Annotated in this window: 13 protein-coding genes; 2 read left to right on the top strand and 11 right to left on the bottom strand. The window is 71.8% G+C overall.

Annotation, left to right across the window (positions count from 1 at the left end):
• Window positions 1–4: 4 nt before the first annotated feature.
• The 11 genes from ACNFOC_RS36395 to ACNFOC_RS36445 form a co-directional block, all read right to left on the bottom strand.
• Window positions 5–133: a hypothetical protein gene (locus tag ACNFOC_RS36395; RefSeq protein ID WP_416963299.1), complete on the bottom strand. Its 129-nt coding sequence runs from the start codon at window positions 131–133 to the stop codon at window positions 5–7.
• 249 nt (window positions 134–382) lie between these two features.
• Window positions 383–1,297: a replication-relaxation family protein gene (locus ACNFOC_RS36400; protein WP_416963310.1), complete on the bottom strand. Its 915-nt coding sequence runs from the start codon at window positions 1,295–1,297 to the stop codon at window positions 383–385.
• A gap of 2 nt (window positions 1,298–1,299) precedes the next feature.
• Window positions 1,300–3,927 carry an ATP/GTP-binding protein gene (locus ACNFOC_RS36405; protein WP_416963300.1) on the bottom strand — a complete coding sequence of 876 codons (2,628 nt, stop codon included), beginning with the start codon at window positions 3,925–3,927 and terminating at the stop codon, window positions 1,300–1,302.
• On the bottom strand, window positions 3,903–4,571 hold the full coding sequence (locus tag ACNFOC_RS36410) for a hypothetical protein (protein ID WP_416963301.1): 669 nt from the start codon (window positions 4,569–4,571) through the stop codon (window positions 3,903–3,905). Before ACNFOC_RS36410 ends, ACNFOC_RS36405 begins: the two co-directional genes overlap by 25 nt.
• The gene (locus ACNFOC_RS36415; RefSeq protein ID WP_416963302.1) at window positions 4,568–5,680 is read right to left on the bottom strand and encodes a C40 family peptidase; all 1,113 of its coding nucleotides are present in this window, start codon (window positions 5,678–5,680) and stop codon (window positions 4,568–4,570) included. Before ACNFOC_RS36415 ends, ACNFOC_RS36410 begins: the two co-directional genes overlap by 4 nt.
• A 44-nt stretch (window positions 5,681–5,724) precedes the next feature.
• Window positions 5,725–8,520 carry a hypothetical protein gene (locus tag ACNFOC_RS36420; protein WP_416963303.1) on the bottom strand — a complete coding sequence of 932 codons (2,796 nt, stop codon included), beginning with the start codon at window positions 8,518–8,520 and terminating at the stop codon, window positions 5,725–5,727.
• A 1-nt stretch (window position 8,521) separates the two neighbouring features.
• The gene (locus tag ACNFOC_RS36425; RefSeq protein WP_416963304.1) at window positions 8,522–8,878 is read right to left on the bottom strand and encodes a hypothetical protein; all 357 of its coding nucleotides are present in this window, start codon (window positions 8,876–8,878) and stop codon (window positions 8,522–8,524) included.
• A complete protein-coding gene (locus ACNFOC_RS36430) occupies window positions 8,875–11,574 on the bottom strand; it encodes an ATP-binding protein (RefSeq protein ID WP_416963305.1) in 2,700 nt (899 codons plus the stop codon). Before ACNFOC_RS36430 ends, ACNFOC_RS36425 begins: the two co-directional genes overlap by 4 nt.
• Complete coding sequence (locus ACNFOC_RS36435) at window positions 11,571–12,149, bottom strand: hypothetical protein (protein WP_416963306.1); 579 nt, start codon at window positions 12,147–12,149, stop codon at window positions 11,571–11,573. The genes ACNFOC_RS36430 and ACNFOC_RS36435 overlap by 4 nt, the downstream gene beginning before the upstream one ends.
• The gene (locus ACNFOC_RS36440; protein WP_416963307.1) at window positions 12,146–12,487 is read right to left on the bottom strand and encodes a hypothetical protein; all 342 of its coding nucleotides are present in this window, start codon (window positions 12,485–12,487) and stop codon (window positions 12,146–12,148) included. Before ACNFOC_RS36440 ends, ACNFOC_RS36435 begins: the two co-directional genes overlap by 4 nt.
• Window positions 12,484–13,422: a conjugal transfer protein gene (locus tag ACNFOC_RS36445; protein ID WP_416963308.1), complete on the bottom strand. Its 939-nt coding sequence runs from the start codon at window positions 13,420–13,422 to the stop codon at window positions 12,484–12,486. The genes ACNFOC_RS36440 and ACNFOC_RS36445 overlap by 4 nt, the downstream gene beginning before the upstream one ends.
• Before the next feature lie 684 nt (window positions 13,423–14,106).
• Between ACNFOC_RS36445 and ACNFOC_RS36450 the strand changes: the two genes are divergently transcribed.
• Window positions 14,107–15,576, top strand: a complete 1,470-nt coding sequence (locus ACNFOC_RS36450) for a hypothetical protein (protein WP_416963311.1) — start codon at window positions 14,107–14,109, stop codon at window positions 15,574–15,576.
• Complete coding sequence (locus ACNFOC_RS36455) at window positions 15,573–16,085, top strand: hypothetical protein (protein ID WP_416963309.1); 513 nt, start codon at window positions 15,573–15,575, stop codon at window positions 16,083–16,085. The genes ACNFOC_RS36450 and ACNFOC_RS36455 overlap by 4 nt, the downstream gene beginning before the upstream one ends.
• Window positions 16,086–16,139 lie beyond the last annotated feature (54 nt).

Below are 16,139 nucleotides of genomic sequence, written 5' to 3' on the forward strand. Positions count from 1 at the left end.
GGGTTCACGGGGTGGGCGTGGATTGAGGCCATACGGTGATCACGTCGCCGTCGAGGGTCACGAGCCGGTCCGGGAACTGGCGGCGCACCAGCTGCAGATCGTCCGGGTCGAAGTCGCCGGTCCCCTCGATCACGCAGGCGCTCCCGATGTGTGTGACGGCCTGTGCCGAGACGGGCCACGTGCCGGCGGCGCATAGTTCGTTGCTGTGAATGTCGCCAGTAGCTGCTGTCATCTGGCATCCCCTAAGTTCGGTGCACAAGCGGCTTGTTCGCACTGACGCCCTGCTGTGCAGTAGTAAACTATTGGTTCGCGTGAGCAAAGTTCAAGCGGTTTCTGTGGCAGTTGCAGAGCTGCGACATTCGGCCTCAGGCGTGATGAGGTCTCACAGCTCGGTCCATGGGCGGGGCTCGCCACCGGCCAGCGGAACCCACACGTCGCAAGTGGCGCCGTGCTCTTCCAGGTCTTCCAGGACGACCGCTCCCAGCGGGACCTCGCGGGCCAGCTCAGCTACGAGCGGGTGGTGGGCGGCCATGGCCTTGAGGTCGCTGATCCGGTTGTCCATCGCCTGGCGTCCGGCGCTGGTCAGGACGAACAGGATGCGGGGGAAGACGGGATACCAGCGCAGCCAGCCGGGCCCGGTCTGCTGCCGGCGCCGGCCGACCGGCTGTGGTTCGTAGGACCACAACCGTGCGTACTCGATGAGCTTGGCCGCGAGGCGCTCGCTGCTCATGGTGGCCCGGTCGACCTCGACGAACGCCCTGAGTTTCCGCCGCTGTTGGCCGTCGACCAGGGTGTAGTGCAGGAACGCGTCGGCCACGACTTTCTCGCCGTCGCCGATCGCGTGGAACACCTCAGGTGTCCAGTCGAGGTGACCGTGTTCGTCGCCGCGCCGGCGGGCATCGGCGACGAACTCCAGGTGGGTGCGCAGCACGGTCAGGGTGTGCGGGGTCTTCAGCGACGCCGCTGTGGCCGAGGTGATCGGATACGGCGGGCGGCCGCGCAGCGCGGGCCAGTCCCGCGTCAGGCGGGCGCCCTTCGGCGTGAGGTACCAGACCCGGGTGCGGTTGGACTGGGGCAGCACGACGAAGTCGACCAGGCGCTCGCCGAGCAGCTGGTTCAGCCGCTCCGAGACCGACTGGCGGGAGCGGTCGGGCCGCAGCAGGACATGGAGTTGACGGGTGGAGGCCATGCGGTGCTGGGCGAGTGTGGCCAGGAGCTGATGCACGAGAGGCTCCACGGGGCTGGGTGTGAAGCCTGCCGTCGTACGGTCCGTGGGCTGGGCGGTGGTCAGTTCCATGGTCAGTTCCATTCGTTGTCCTTGGACAGGTGGACGGAGGCGCCGGCCGGTGTGTGCGCGGTGAGGTAGGCGGTGACGCGGCCGAGCTGTCCGGCGGCGTGGCCGGTGAGCTGGTCCAGGGGGAGGGCCCCGGCGTTCGTCTGGGCGGCGCGTTCCAGTGCGGGGACGTTGTTCGGGCGGGCCTGGGCGGCGAAGACGTCGTCGAGGTGGGGGCCGCGCAACTGGACGGGCCCGACGCGTTGGCCGCGTACGTTCATGGAGATGAAGTGTTCGAACCGGTCCATGGTGGCGACCCGGTCCGGGCTCGGATTGTCGCCCCATTCCGCGGTGATCGGTGCGATCGCGGATGTCGATCCGGCGGTGGTGGCCAGCGTGGATGCGTTCTGGATCAGGGACAGCCGGACCGGGGTGGGCAGGCGGGACAGCAGTTGGGTCATGCCGTGGACGTGGCACCGGTACTTGCGCAGATCCTCGAACATCGCGGCGATGGTCTCCGGGGCCGCGCCGGTCAGGGTGATCAGCTCGTCGAAATACGGCCGGAACGGCACCCGCTGGTCTTCGGGGGTGTCACGTCGGGAGCGCGCGGCCCGCAGCAGATCGCGGGCGAGCAGCGCGGTCAGGAGGCGGTCGGTGGGCCCGTTGCCGCCCGGGCACACCCACACGATCATTCTGGAGTCCATCGCCGCGCGAATGTTGTAGACGCCGGCCGGCTGGCCGAGGAACGCGCGGGTGATCGGGTTGGCGGCCAGGCGCGCGAGAGGGTTGAGGACCACGGCGAACGCGTCGGGCGGCAGCGTCGGGAACACCACCTTCCACCACGCGCGGGTCTCCTCGTCCAACTGGTCCGCCACCGCGGCGAGCGCCGCCGTGCGGAACGCCACGTCGGTGAGCAGGGCCCGGACGTGGAAGATCGTGGCCTGGTCCTCGGGCCGTCCGGCCTGACAGGCTGCCTGGTTCACCGCGACCAGGACGGTGAGTGCAGCGGTCTGGATGGTGATCGCGCGCGGAGCGGTCGCGTCGTCCCAGGCCAGTGCGGAGGCGTAGGCGTCGGTGATCGCCTCGACGACCTCGTGGGCCGTCTGACCGTGGTGCATGCCGAGGGGATTCCAGGAACTGACCCGCGGGTTGGGGCCGAGGCCGTTGAGGTCGACCAGCGCGATCCGCGGCATCAGGTGGTCGTGGGCGAGGAACGGCAGAGACCGCGGCCAGGAGTCGCGGTGCGGGTCGACGAAGACCAGCCCTCCGCCGGCGTGTGCCCAGGCGATTGCCTGTGCCAGGGCCCGTTCGGTCTTGCCGCCGCCCGCTTTGCCCGTCCCGACCTCGAAGAGGGTCTCCTCGGCATACGTGGCAACGAGCCGCTGTCGGCCGTCGGGACTGCGGTAGATGCCCTGCAGGAGCAACTCGGGCTCGCCGAATGCGAAGGTGGGCAGGTCCCCGGCGAGTACCGGCAGTCGGCAGTGGACGGTCGGGGGCTTGAGCAGGCCGGTGATCTCTTCCAGCCGTACCCAGTTCGCGCGGGGTGGCTGGCAGTGCCCCAGGTTCCAGCGGCGCTGGAAGCCACGGCGGGTGGGCCAGTGGTCGGCGCCGATCCGCCAGGGTCCCAGCCGCCATCCGCGCATGGACCACCGTGAGCGGCCGCCGAACACGTCGAGGGCGGCCTGGAGTTGGGCGAGCCGGGCCTGGGCGCGGCCCTCGATGTTGGAGGCGCACATCACGAGGAGCTGGACACGGACCAGGTGGTCGTCTTCGGCGAGTTTGCCCAGTGCCTCGGCCGGCTCCACTCGGCGGGGCACCGGCGGCATCACCAGCCGTCGGCCGGCGCCTGATCCGGGTCTGTCGCTGAGGAGTTGCTGCAGTTGTCCGCCCCAGGAGTCCTCGATGCCGCTGGCGTCCTGTCGCAGCCAGCGTGCGGCCCGCTGGGCCTCCCTTCGCTCGGTTCGGCGTGCGGCGCTCATGAGCTGCAGGCGGCGTGCCCGCAGGGCCCACTTCGGGGCGCGCTGGATGTCGAGCCGGATCTCGGCGAGGTCGCCGAGTTCGGCGCGGAGGTCGGACACGGCGTCGACGAGCGGCTGGAGCGGGTCGGGGGCGAGTGGTACCTCGCGCAGCGGGGAGATGAGCTTGCCGCGCAGGATGAACTCGGCCCGCACCTCGTGTGTTCGGGGCTCATCCACGATCGGGCGGGCCCGGCTGACGGTGATGTCCGGTCCGAACGGGGTGATGGACAGGAGTCGTTCGCCGCCGACCGGGCCTTCGACGCGGTAGCGCAGCGGGGTGCTGCCGTCCGCGCGCAGCCGGATCTGCACCGTCTTCGCCCGGCGGGGCGCCCACCAGGGCATGGCCGTGGACGCGCGGGCGAGCTGGACACCGCGCCGGAAGATCTCCTCCAGGCTCGGGTCGAAGTGCCGGTTGGAGACAAGCTCCAGGGCCATCCGCTCGGCGGAGGCGCGTGCCGCGAGTCGGCGGATCACCCGCTCGCCCACGCCCCAGCAGGCGGCGATGGCCAGGGCGAGCAGATACCAGTGGTCGTAGAGCCAGTCGACGGCGTCGGCGAGGCCGGTGAGCAGGCCGAGGACCTGCCCGGCGGCCGTCTCGTCGGCCCGGTTGGTCAGATGCGGGGCTGCGGAGTCCACGTCGCTGTTCCCTTCTTGACGGTGCGGGTGAAGTGCCAGTCGGTGATGCGGAGGTCGGTGAAGGTGCCGCCGCGGTCGGTGCCGGCCCACACCAGATGGACCACTGCCTTGTCGGGGCTGTGGTCGCGGCGGGCGATCGCGGCCTGGATACGGAAACCGGCGGTGGCGAATGCCGGGGCCACCGCCCCACCCGGGTCGGGGAAGACCGTGGGCCACTTCGCGCGGCCGGTGCCGGTGGCGTCCGCGCGCAGCAGTGCCCGGCCGGCGGCGAGCAACTGCTTGTCGTCGGCGGCGGGAAGGTCGGCGGGCCAGGCTGCCTCCAGGTTCCGCTGGACGGCCGGGTCGCCGCCTGCGCCCTCGCCGTGCGGTGGCAGCGCGGACTCGAGGACCGAGGGGGCGGATGTGGAGGGCGCCGTTGAGGGAGACGTGCTGGCGGTCGGCTTGCCGGCAGGAGGCACAGTGGCCGCAGACGACGGATCCGTGGCGGACCGGGCGACGGTCGCTGCCGTCGCCGTCGCCGTCGCCGTCGTCGTCGTGGCCGGGGGCTCGTGGCCGTGCGGCACGCCCAGCAAGGTGATGCCGGCGGCGGCGAGCACGACGGCGCTCAGCATCAGCAGACGCGGCGAGCGTGGGGCGGTGGTCACAGCAATCGTGCTCCCCCCGCGTAGCCGGACATCGTGTTGACGGCGTCCAGGCGGACCACGGTGCCCGGGCGGGCGGCGTTGACCATCTGTCCGCTGCCCAGGTAGATCCCGACGTGGTAGATCGTGGAATCACGTCCGGGTGCGGTGGCGAAGAAGACGAGGTCGCCGGGCTTGAGCACGGATGGGCCGAGGCCGGCGGGGATGCGTTGGCCGGCACCGGCCTGGGCGGCGGCGACGCGCGGCAGGCTGATACCGGCGCGCGCGTAGGCGTACTGGGTCAGCCCGGAGCAGTCGAAGCCCTTGATGTTCGTGCCGCTCTTGCCGCTGGGGGAGCAGCAGGTGCCGTAGGTCGTGCCGTTCGCGTTGCCGCCGCCCCAGGAGTAGGGGACACCCCGCTGGGAGAGGGCGGCCTCGATGACGGTGCGGACTGTGCCCGTGATGTTCTTCAGGTCGGGGTCCTTGGCGGCCGCCTTGTACTGGGTGATCCACCCCAGCACGTCGGCCACGTACGCGCTGGAGTGGTTGTACTGCAGGATCGCGGCCTGCAGTTGCGAACGCTGCGTCAGATCCCGGCCGCCTCCGCACAGGTAGACGGCGGCGCCGAGGGCGGCGTCGTCGGCGTTGTGCGGGTCGGCGGTCTTGTCGCCGTTGCCGTCTTTCCCGGTCGACTCCCAGGTGGAGGGCAGGAACTGGAACGGCCCGACCGCACGCTCTCCCTGCGCGGTGCCGTCCCATGTGCCGCCGTCGGTGTCCGCGACGGCGGTGGTGTTGCCGCCGGCACCGGAGCCGTTGAGGAGGGCCCCGTAGATCTTGGGGCGGATGTCACCGTTGGTGGCGATGCCGTGGCCGATGGCGTGGTTCGACTCGACCTTGGCGATGCCGGCGAGTACCGGCCAGCGCATGCCCTGGCACTTCGGAACGTACTGGCTGGCCTGCTGCACGGCCTTCTTGTAGGCGGTGAGCATGCGCGCCGGGATGTCCGCGGCGCTGCCGCCCTCGGCGATCCCGCCGTCGTCGCTCGCTCCCGTCTTCAGCGCCACGTAGGCGCCGATCGCGCCTGACACCGGGGCGGCGCAGCACACGGCGGCGAACATCAACAGCGCGATCACGCACGCCCACCGCCTGACCCGTTTCGTATGGCGCCCGGGCCGGCTCACTCCTCCTCACCGTCCTCGTTGCGCCGGCGGGCCCGCTCCCGGAGCCGGCGTTCCGCGTCGGGCGCGGTCCGCCGCATCAACTCCCGCATCCGAGCCCGCGCCTCCTGGCGCGTCTGGCTCTGCGCGCTCCTGCCGCCGGGAAGAACGGCCCCACCGGGACCGGACCGGGGCGTGGCCGCAGGACCGCTCCGGCGCGGGGGCGTTGGCGTGGTGGCCGTCGACGGCGCGGGCCGTGCGGGGGCTGGGGCTGGACGGGGAGGAGCCGGCCGGGGCGTGCCGCCAGGCGACGTTGGCGGTCCAACGGGCAAGCGCTGCCTGCTGAAGGGCCCTGCGCCACCCCTGTCAGAGGGTTGGTCCCGCATGGCGCGGGCCACGTGCCGGCCCGTGTCGCCCCAGACGCGGGCGTCCTCGCGCACGGTGTTGGCCCACACCCGTACCTGCTGGTGTGCGTCGTGCGTGTAGCGCGAGCCGCCCTCGCGGGCGCGGCGGACGCCTGCCGGCAGACCGACCGTCCCTCCGTACGCGGCCCGGCCGCCCCGGTTGAGGATGCGGTAGCCGCGGAAGCGGACCAGCCGGTTGTGGGCGCGCGTCGAGAGCAGGGTGCGGTCGGTGTTGTGGTCGTGCAGCACCTGGCCGGTGGTGGGGTTGACGATCTGGCCCTGGTCGTTGCGGTACCGGTCGGGCGGACCTCCGGGCCTGCGTGGCCCCCCGCCCGGACCGCCCGGACCACCCGGGCCTCCTGGTGCGCCGAACGGCGGGCCGCCGTCTTCCGGTCCGCCTGCTGCGGTGGGCCTGCGCCACCTGGCCAGCTGTTCTCCGTCCGGCCGCCTGCCGATCATCAGCCAGTGGGAGCCCTGCAGCCCGAGCCGTGCCCCCAGACTGCCGACGGCTGCCGCGGCGGTGAGCGGGGCGAGACCGCGGCCGGCTTCGGCGGTGGCGTCGGCGAGGATCCCGCCGGTGTCCATCGGCATGCCGGCGCCGTCGGCCAGCGAGGTGAGCGCACTCAGCAGCCGGTAGCGGGTGCCGAGCAGCCCGAACCGGCCGCCACCGCCGTCGGCGAACATACGCAGCCCACCACCGGCGAACATGCGCAGACCGCCGCCGTAACCGCCCATCGCGGCAGGGGAGTTCATCGCGAGGGCGGCACCGAGCTCGGAGGTGTCACCGGGCAGGTGCGTGCCGCCGACCTTGGCGTAGCGCATCCGCATCGCCGTGCGCCGGCCGAAGGAGGTGATGCCGCTCAGGAGCCGGCGGTGCCCCGCCGCGCCCGCGATGGCCAGCACGTCGATGAGCAGGATCCGCTCGACCATGAGGTCGGGCCCGTCGGTGAGGGCGGCGTCGACGGCGATGCCGAAGAACGGGACGAACGCACAGATCGCGACGAGCGCGCAGATCGCGATCCCCCACAGCGACAGCCACTTCCACACACTCTGGCGCGGTGGCCCGGGCAGCATGCCCGCGATGAAGGTGACGCCGCCGACGGCCGCGGCCGCGGCGCAGATGCCCTGGGTGCCGAGCAGGACGATGGCGGAGGACAGCAGCATGCCGCAGATGAACAGCGCGGCGACCAGCAGCAGTCCGGCGCCGCCGACCCGCCACCAGGTGGGCTTCTCGGCGTAGGCGGCGCACGCCTTCCCGACCGGACCCGCCTTGTTCATGTCGGCGAGGAACGCGGCGAACTCCTGGTCCTCCTCGCTGACAACCGGGTTAGAAGCCTCCAGCAGTGCGCTGCCCGGGGTGAGCTCGGGCAGCGTGTTCCCGGACACCCTGGCCTCGCGGTCGCGCTCGCAGATCTTCTTGGCGTCGCCGATGATCAGTCGGCAGGCGTGCTTCGCCTCCTTCTCGTCCTGCTGGTGCTGCTCGCAGTAGCTCTGCGCCGGCGCTGCGAGCCGGCCGCAGTCGGCTGCTTCCGTCGTGGCGGCCTTGTATCCACCGCTGACCCACTTCAGATGGATCGCGTAGGCCTTGCGGTCGGCGGCCTTGCCCGGGTCGAGGATGCGTCCGTACTCCAGCAGCATGAAGGGCTTGACGATCAGCGCGTTGGTGATCGAGTCCTGCAAGGGGCGGGCCACCTCCGCCGCGGAGACGGGCGCCTCGTCCTCCCGTTGCAGGCACGTGAGTTCGGCGTTGCCGGCCATTCCCGTGCAGGGGTCGGTGGAGGTGATTTTGCCGCCCCAGTCGTAGGAGTTGACGCTCTGCTGGGCGACCTCGGCGGCCACCTGCTGCGTCTGGCCGAGTGGGCCGTCCTGGGCGAGGAGGTAGTCGGGGCGCACGAACGTGGAGGCGGCGAGCGCCGCGATCAGCAGGGTCAGGAAGATCTCGCCGAGCCCGCGGCCGACCCGACCGCGCACGATCATGAAACCGGCGAAGACGAAACTCCAGGCCAGCAGGAGACCTTTCAGCCCGAGCGTGTCGACGACCACATGGTCGTAGGCGTCGGCGACCTTCTGGGCTGGGTGGATCAGGATCTTCAGCAGCGGGAACTGGAAGGCGAGTTCGATCGCCCACCCGGCGAGTCCCACCAGCAGCCGGATCAGGGTGAACAGTCCGGACAGGGCGAACGCGAGGGCCTGAGCTTTGAAGTCGACGATGGAGCCCGCCTCGGAGCTCAGGTCGTAGCCGTTGATCGGCACCCCCTCGGAGGAGGTGATGTTCAGCGGCGCGAGGAGGTCCCCGGTCTCGCTGCTGCTGCTCGCCGCGTACACGACCTGCGTGTTGACCACGACGAACACGCCGGTGAGCAGCAGGACGAACCCGGCCGAGCGCAGGGTGCCGCGGTCTGGACGCCGCATGTCAGCGCCGCCTCTGCCGGGCGGCGCGGCGCAGCCGCCACACGATGTGACCGGTCAGGCCCGCGCCGACCGACAGCAGTCGCCATACTGCCGAAGCCCTGCCGTGGTGCTCGGCCGAGGCGGTGTGGGTGGTGCCGCGTTCGCAGTACTTCTTGGCCTCACCCACGATCAGGCGGCACGGATCATCGTGCGCCGGTGGTGGACTGGACGCGAAGGCCTGCCCGGTGTGCGGCCACCAGGCGTCCGGCACGCCCACCTTGAGGGCCAGGGCGAGCACGCCGACGCTCACGGCGATCACGGTGAGGACGGCCGCAGCTGTACGGATGCGCCGGGAGCGGTCCCAGGAGGAAGAGATCATTGAACGTGCTCCTTCGGGCGGGCGATCGCTTCACCGGTGAGCGGCTTGGCCGCTGAGCCCGTGTGGTGGGAGGCGTTGGCGGAGGGGTGTCCCGGTGTGGTGGTGATGGAGCTGGTGATGCGCGGAATGCGGGGGATGACGGCCTTGACGCGGCCGGTGTTCTGCCGTGGGCAGGTCAGCAGGAACTCGCCCTCGCGGCCTTTGCGGCCGACGGGGGACAGGCCGGTGGTCACCAGGCGCAGCAGGCCTGGGTCGTGCGGGTCGAGGCCGATGAACTCCAGGCCGCGGCGGGCGCGTTCGCGGTCGGTGGTGCGGGCGAGTGCGCGGTAGGCCATCAGGCCGCGGTCGGGGCCGAGTTCCTCGGCGTCGTGGGATGCGCCGAGGAGGCCGGCGCCGTGTTTGCGGCCGTCGTGGAGGATCTCGTGGACCAGGGCGGTGCCCTCCGCTGAGGAGGTGAGCCAGTACAGCTCGTCCAGGACCACGGCGGTGAACCGCCCGGGGTCCTCGAATGCGGTCTGGCGGGCGATCGCGGCGATCAGGTAGAGCACCGCGCGTCCGATCAAGGCTTCCAGCGGCTGCTGGTGCAGGACCTCCGGCTTGTCGAACGCCGTCTTCGGCGGCAGCTTCAGGCCTGTCGTGGTGATCACGATCATGTCGGAGGTGCTCGATGCGTCCAGCCGCACTGGCGGCAACGTCGGGTCGAAGACCATTGCAGCAAGGGAGTTGGTGGCCACCACACGGAGGAGACCGGCGAGGGTGGCGGCCGCGTCCTGCCGCTTCCCCACCTCGTTCGTGGCCATCGCATCGAGGACCTCCACCACGCGGTGCATGGACGGCTGTTCGCCGGCGGCGGCCTGTTCGACGGCGTGGTGCAGCACCTCGCCGTTGGTGCTCATCGGGCCGATGCCGAGCTGCAGGGTGAGGTAGGACAGGGCGTAGTGGCGGCCTTCGGGGCCGGCGAACATGCGCAGCGGGTCGATGGACACCTCTGCCTGGGCGGCGTCGATGATCTGGACGCGTCCCTTCGCCGCGGTGCGGGCGAAGGTGGCCCACTCGCGGACCGGGGTGCGGTCGATGCAGATCGCGCAGCCGCCGCGTGCCCACACCGCTTCGGCGATCAGCTTCTGCAGCACGCTCTTGCCCGCGCCGAGATCCCCGACGATCCCCATCGACGCGGACGCGTCCACCTTGGGCGCGTCCGCGACATTGATCATCACGGGGCGGGTGGTTCCGCTGTCCAGGTCGATGCCGAGGAACATGCCGGCCGGGTCGCCGACCTCGGTGGCGGTGAAGGCCCCGCCCAGCGCCCAGTCCTCGGAGACCTGATGCTGGGTGAATTCCCGTACTACGCCGGGCCGTACGGTGCCGGGCAGGCCCAGGGTGAACAGTGCTTCCTGGAGGCCGGCCGGGCGCACAGCCCGGTAGTCGGCGCCGCCGAGCAGCGCGGCCAGGGCGCGGGCGCGGGCGTCGCAGACGGCGGCGGTCGGCCCCCACACCGTCAGGACGGTCACCGACTGCACCTCGACCTCGACGGAGGTGCGCGAGAGGCGGGCGTCCAGCTCGCCGAGGTCGCGGGCGGCTTCGGTGAGCGAGGCGGGCATGCCGGTGGGGCGGGCGTCGTACTGGTCGGCCTGGTCGATGAGTTCGTTCTTCTTACGCCGCACCTGGTCGCGGGCCTTCTCCGCGGGCACGAGGGTCAGGTCGACGGTGTAGTCGACGGGGAAGTCCAGCAGCTCCAGCTGGGCGAACAGGTCCGCGGCGTCCTGGCCGACGGCGGGCGGGCACTCGGCCAGCGCCAACTGGGCCTGGTAGCCCACCCCCATGTCGGATTCGACCTGAAGCCAGCGCCGTCGCAGCGGGGAGTCCGTCTTCAGCCGCCACCAGGCCTTCCGGCCCGACCGCGTTATCTGTCCGGCGCTCCCCAGGTCGTCGACGTCGTCGAGTTCGGGGTCGATACCCCCTTCTTGGAGGCGGACTTGGCCGAGGTCGGCGTAGCTGGGGGAGCGAAGTACGCCGTCCCGGATGTGCCCGCCGTACAGCTCGCTGCTCTCGGCCTCGGCCAGCAGCGGCTCCGCCAGGCCACGGTGGAGGGCGTGCTGGACCATCCACACGATCTCCGCCGGTCGGGCGGGACGGAAAGCTATGCCACCGGCGAGAGCGGCCTCCACCCGGGAGGCCTGCTCGCGGTAGGCGCTGACCTCGCGCCGTGCCACCGGCGCCGGACGCATGCCCAGCATCGGGGACACCTCGGCCCACGCCGCGCCCAGCGACGCCGACACCTGCAGGTCGGCGCTCTCGGTCTGCAGGGGCACCGCCAGCCACAGGCTGCGGCGGTGCATCTCCTGGTCGTCCAGCAGGTCCAGCGTGGCTTCGACGTTCTCCACCCACGGATGCGGACCGCCGCTCGGGGCCGTGTCGGCCGGCTCGATGCCTTCGATCATGCGCAGGGCGATCTCCCCCGGATCGACCTGCGCGCACAGCCCGAACAGGCGTGGAGCCCCGGACAGGGAGCGGATCAGGTGGGTGATCTTGGCGAGTTGTTCGTCGCGGACCGCGGCGGGCACGTAGGTGCCCTGGACGGTTTCCTCGTTGCGGCCGCGGGCGTCCGGGCCGGGGTGGAGGCGGTAGATCGCCCACACGCTGCCCTGCGTCGACCACACCAGGTGCCCGGCGATGTGACGGATCGGCACCCTCACCGCGCACCCCCACTCTGCCCGGCGAGGGCGAGCAACTGCTGCACACCCGACACCGGACATACCGGACCCGCAGGAGCGGCCGGCTCCGCGTGGACGCCCACGGCCGGGCGGCCCGCGGCCGGGCCCGGCCGCGGTGCCCGGCGGGGACGGTGGGCGGCGGCACGGGATGGCTTGACCGCCGCAGCGAGCGCCGGCGCGTCCTCCATCGTGAAACCGCCGAGCAGCGGGTGGGCAGAGCGGTCGCGGGCGGCGCGCCCGCCGATCCGCCCTCCGCGCGGCTGTCCGCCCAGCAGCAGCCAGCCCAGGGCCGCTTGCATCGGGGCACGCCCCCGGATCTTCGGACGGCGCACGGCCCAGATCGCCAGCAGCCAGGCCACGATCGGGACCGGCCCCATCCACGACCACCAGCTGATGGTCTTGACGAGGAGGAAGCCGCCGACGACGGCGACCGCGATCTGCGCGGGCGTGTACGGGCCGAGCGGGATCTTCCAGTCGGCGACCTTGCCCAGAACCCAGGGGTGACGGCGGGCGGTGGTGTAGAAGCGTCCCACCCGCGCGGGAGCGGCCGCGCTCACAGCCGGCCCCCTGCACCGGGCGAGTGCACGCGGGAGGCCGGGAGTTCGGACCGGACGACGCCGGGGACGGCCGGTGCGCCCTTGGACGGGTTCTTCACCTCGTCCTCGAACATGTTCGCCAGCTCGTTGCGCGAGTTGTAGAGCCCCATCGCGATCACCATCAGCAGCAGGGCACCGATCCCCGCCTTCAACGAGAATTTTTGGATCATGACGACGACGACGAGGACGAGCAGACCGGCCTGCAGACCGTTGGTCGCCCAGTTCTTGAACATGTTGATCCAGCCGTTGCCGACTTCGTCCAGCTCCCCGGCGAGCAGCACGCTGTGCACCGTGGTCACCGCGCACCGCCCACCTGAGCGGTCCCCGACTCGCCGGACTCCAGCGCGGCAACTTCCCACCGGCCAGAGCGGGCCTTGAGCGTCAGCTCGTACGCCAGCGGCCACCGCCCGGCGGCGTCCCGGGCCTCCACCTGGACGAGAACCCGCACCGTCGTGCCGTCGGCCGGCACCTGCTCGGCGGCCGCGGCCTGTTCGACGGCGGAGATCTGCTGGACGGACACCGCCGTGTAGGGGGCGGGGGAGACGGCCGACAGCGTCACGCCGGGAGCGAGGTAGCGGCTCACCTCTCCGGAACCGGTCAGATAGGCGGCGAAGAACTCCCCGAGCGCGGACGACAGATCACCCTCGGGGACGCTCACGCCGTACGGCGACTTCGCCGCCTCAGCCCGGGCCGGACCCGCCACCACGCCCGGCGCCCCGGTCACCGCGAACGAGGCACCCGCCCCGCCGACGGCAACCGGCACCGCGTAGTAGCGCACCGACCCGTCGGCGTACTGCGCAGCCACCGTCACCGACCACGCGTTGTCGTGCTGCGCACTGCGCACCGCGACGACGGACTCCGGCTTCGCCTGCGTACCGGAGACCGGGTCGGGCAGTTCGACGTCCGGCGCGAGCGACTGCGCAAGACGGGCCTGCGCACTGGTCTCGTCGTCGGCGCTGCTGCGCAGCCACGCGCCGACGAACACCTGCGCATAGCCGCCCGGATCGGCGGCGGCCGGGGTGGTGCGCACGGCTGTGGATGTGGTCGCGGTGGCGGCCTCGACGGTGGTCGGGCTGGAGGCGACGGCGACGCACAAGGCGATGGGACCAGCCGCGATCGCGGTCCAGGCGGCCAGGCGCGAGAGGCGTACGCGGCGCCGCATCGCCTCGAGCCGGGCGCCCGCGGCCATCGGCGGGGCGGCCCCGCTCTCCGAGGCCTGCTTGCCAGGAGACATGGTCAAACTCCCAGGTCAGAACGGTTGTTGCTGACCTTGAGAAAACCTGCCGACCCCGACCTGACCACCGACCACGACGGCCCGACCACGGTCACGATGGGGACACGAAGACCATGGTCGGGGTCGTGGTCGGCCCGACCACAGGCCCAACCACGGTTCGGCCGCGAGTCCACTGGGCCCGGCACACGTGCCGCAGACGACGACCGCAGCGCGAGCACCCGCTGCGCGGACACTGGACCCTACGAACCGATACGCAGACACAAGCCGCCCGGGCCGCGATCGGCACCTGCGCAGTGCGCGACCTGACCCTGCGCAGCAGAAGATCAGGAGTTCTCGCGCCGGTTGCGCAGCCGCCCCGCACGACCCGGCTGCGCACGATCCTGGGCTGGTTGCGCAGCCCGGTCGCGCACCGCCCGTCCGGGGCTGCGCAGTGGGATGCGCAACCGCTGCGCACCGGGGGTGAAGGCGGCGTGGTCGGCCCGACCATGGCAGCTGGGCGGCTGCGTTGCCGGATCGTGACGGATGGTCGGGGCTCATGGCCGCCGGTCTGGTCGGGGCCGGCCGGTGAGCTGACGGCATGGATCGCATGTACGTGCCCGCGCCCGGGCCCATCGGCCATCCCGCTCCGGTGGGCCTGTGCGTGCTGCCCTGGGCGCCGCACGCGGCGTGTGCCGGGGCGGCGTGGTGAGTCGTTTCGGGGCGGGGATCCGCCGTGGCGTGATGGCGGCCGATGAGTTCACCCAGATCGCCAACGGGCTGTTCCGCGACACGCGCCTGTCGTACAGGGCGAAGGGCGCCTTCGGGTACGTCAGCACGCACCGGGACGGGTGGCAGGTGACGATCGCCGACCTGGTCCGCCTGGGCCCCGACGGCCGGGAAGCGGTCCGCGCCGCTCTGGGCGAACTGGAGCAGCACGGCTATCTGGTCCGGGAACGCCTGCGCCGCCCGGACGGCACTCTCGGCGAGATCGTCTACTGCATCACCGACCGCCCCGCCATCCTGGACACCGCACTGTTCGAGGCCGACGCGGTGAGCACGGTCCCCGGCACCGGGCAGGGCAGCGCTTCCCCGGCGGGGATCCGCCGCGGGGTGATGGCGGCCGATGAGTTCACCCAGATCGCCAACACGCTGTTCCGCGACACCCGGTTGTCCTTCAAGGCCAAGGGCCTGTTCGGACTGCTCTCCACCCACCGGGACGGCTGGCGGATGACCGTCGCCGACATCGCCCGCCGCGGCCGCGACGGCGAGGCAGCCGTGAGGAGCGGACTGAAGGAGTTGGAGCGGCAGGGCTTCCTCGTACGGGAACGCGGGCGGGAGAGCGACGGAACGCTCGGCGCGGCCGCGTACGTCATCACCGATCTCCCGAGCCTGCAAAACCCCTGGTCCGGGCCAGAGTCGGGTTTTCCACCAGTGGATATCCCTACGTTGGCTGACCGGCCCACTAAGAACACCATCAGTAAGAAGACCAACAACCAGGACACCAGCCCCCTCCGTCCGTGCAACCACGCCGACGCCGCGCGGACGACCGCAGTGGTCGGACGGACCGGTATCCCGAAGGCGACAGCGGTCCCGGCACCGCCGCCCCCGGCGGACGACGTGCATCCGGGGATCCAGTTGCTGCTGGAGATCGGAGCGCACCGTCCCGAACTCCTGCTGACCGGGAAGGCGTTGACCGATCAGGGCCGCGTGGCGGCCGTGATGATGGACGCCGGCTGGAGCCGCGAGCAACTGCGCCACGTCATCACCGGCAGGCCCCTGCCGCACCCGGTGCGTACCTCCGTCGGCGCGATCATCGCCGCCCGGCTCCGCGCCGCCCAGGCCTACCCGCCGCCCACCACCATGGACAACCACACCGAGCCGGCGTCCGACGAGCCGCTCGCGACGGCGAACCCCGGAAGGCCATCGGCGGCATCCGCCGCCCGCACCGTGTCCGAGGCCCTGACCTACCGCGCCCTCGTCGAATGCGCCGGCTGCGGCGTACCCGCAACCGCTCCGGGCGAGGACCTCTGCCCGGCCTGCCTCGGCTGGCCGCCCTGCCGCACCTGCCCGGGCCCAACTTCCCGGCGCGCCCACCCCGACGGCGACGGCCGCTGCACCACGTGCACCTCCGCCTCGACCGACCGCCGACTCCGATTGGAAGGAAGCACCTCATGACGGACCCGCTGCACACACCGCACCCGGCCACGGCACGCCTGCGGCCCTTCGCCGACAACCCGGCCCGCTGGGACGCGGAACGCTCCTGCGCCCTGCAGACGGTGCGGATCGCGGACGGCACCGGATCCGCCAGCGCGTCCGACGAGCCCTACCTGGTGCACGAGCGCACCGGCTGGGGCTGGCTGGCCTGGACGGTTCCCACCGACGGCAGCATGCCCGAACAGCCCCACCGGATCGGTGTACTCCCGCCCTTGGCGACCTGGGCGGACCGCCTGGCAGCCCGCTGGCTCGCCCGGCGCCCGGCCGGCCGCATGGCCCTGCACGCCACGAGCACGGGGTCGCTGCGCTACTCCGCCGTGGTGGTGGCCGTCATCGGATGCTTCGCCGCCGTCGGCGCGATCGCCCGCGGAGTACCCCTCGGCATCGCCCTGCCGGTTATGTCGTCTCAATCTAACTGCAAGCATCTGACTATCTATAGACACTTTGACCTGCAAGGACGCAAAGATTGAGACGATGTTTGTCCGGCTTTTAGTCAACTTATTTGCGCTTTGACCTGCAAGGAT

This window comes from Streptomyces colwelliae, from assembly GCF_048158785.1.
In the GTDB taxonomy this organism is placed as follows: Bacteria; Actinomycetota; Actinomycetes; order Streptomycetales; family Streptomycetaceae; genus Streptomyces.

What these genes read in the sequence shown, in the direction of transcription:
- ACNFOC_RS36400 (WP_416963310.1), bottom strand. Translation starts at nt 1,297, where the DNA reads ATGGAACTGACCACCGCCCAGCCCACGGACCGTACGACGGCAGGCTTC.
- ACNFOC_RS36420 (WP_416963303.1), bottom strand. Translation starts at nt 8,520, where the DNA reads ATGCGGCGTCCAGACCGCGGCACCCTGCGCTCGGCCGGGTTCGTCCTG.
- ACNFOC_RS36425 (WP_416963304.1), bottom strand. Translation starts at nt 8,878, where the DNA reads ATGATCTCTTCCTCCTGGGACCGCTCCCGGCGCATCCGTACAGCTGCG.
- ACNFOC_RS36445 (WP_416963308.1), bottom strand. Translation starts at nt 13,422, where the DNA reads ATGTCTCCTGGCAAGCAGGCCTCGGAGAGCGGGGCCGCCCCGCCGATG.
- ACNFOC_RS36455 (WP_416963309.1), top strand. Translation starts at nt 15,573, where the DNA reads ATGACGGACCCGCTGCACACACCGCACCCGGCCACGGCACGCCTGCGG.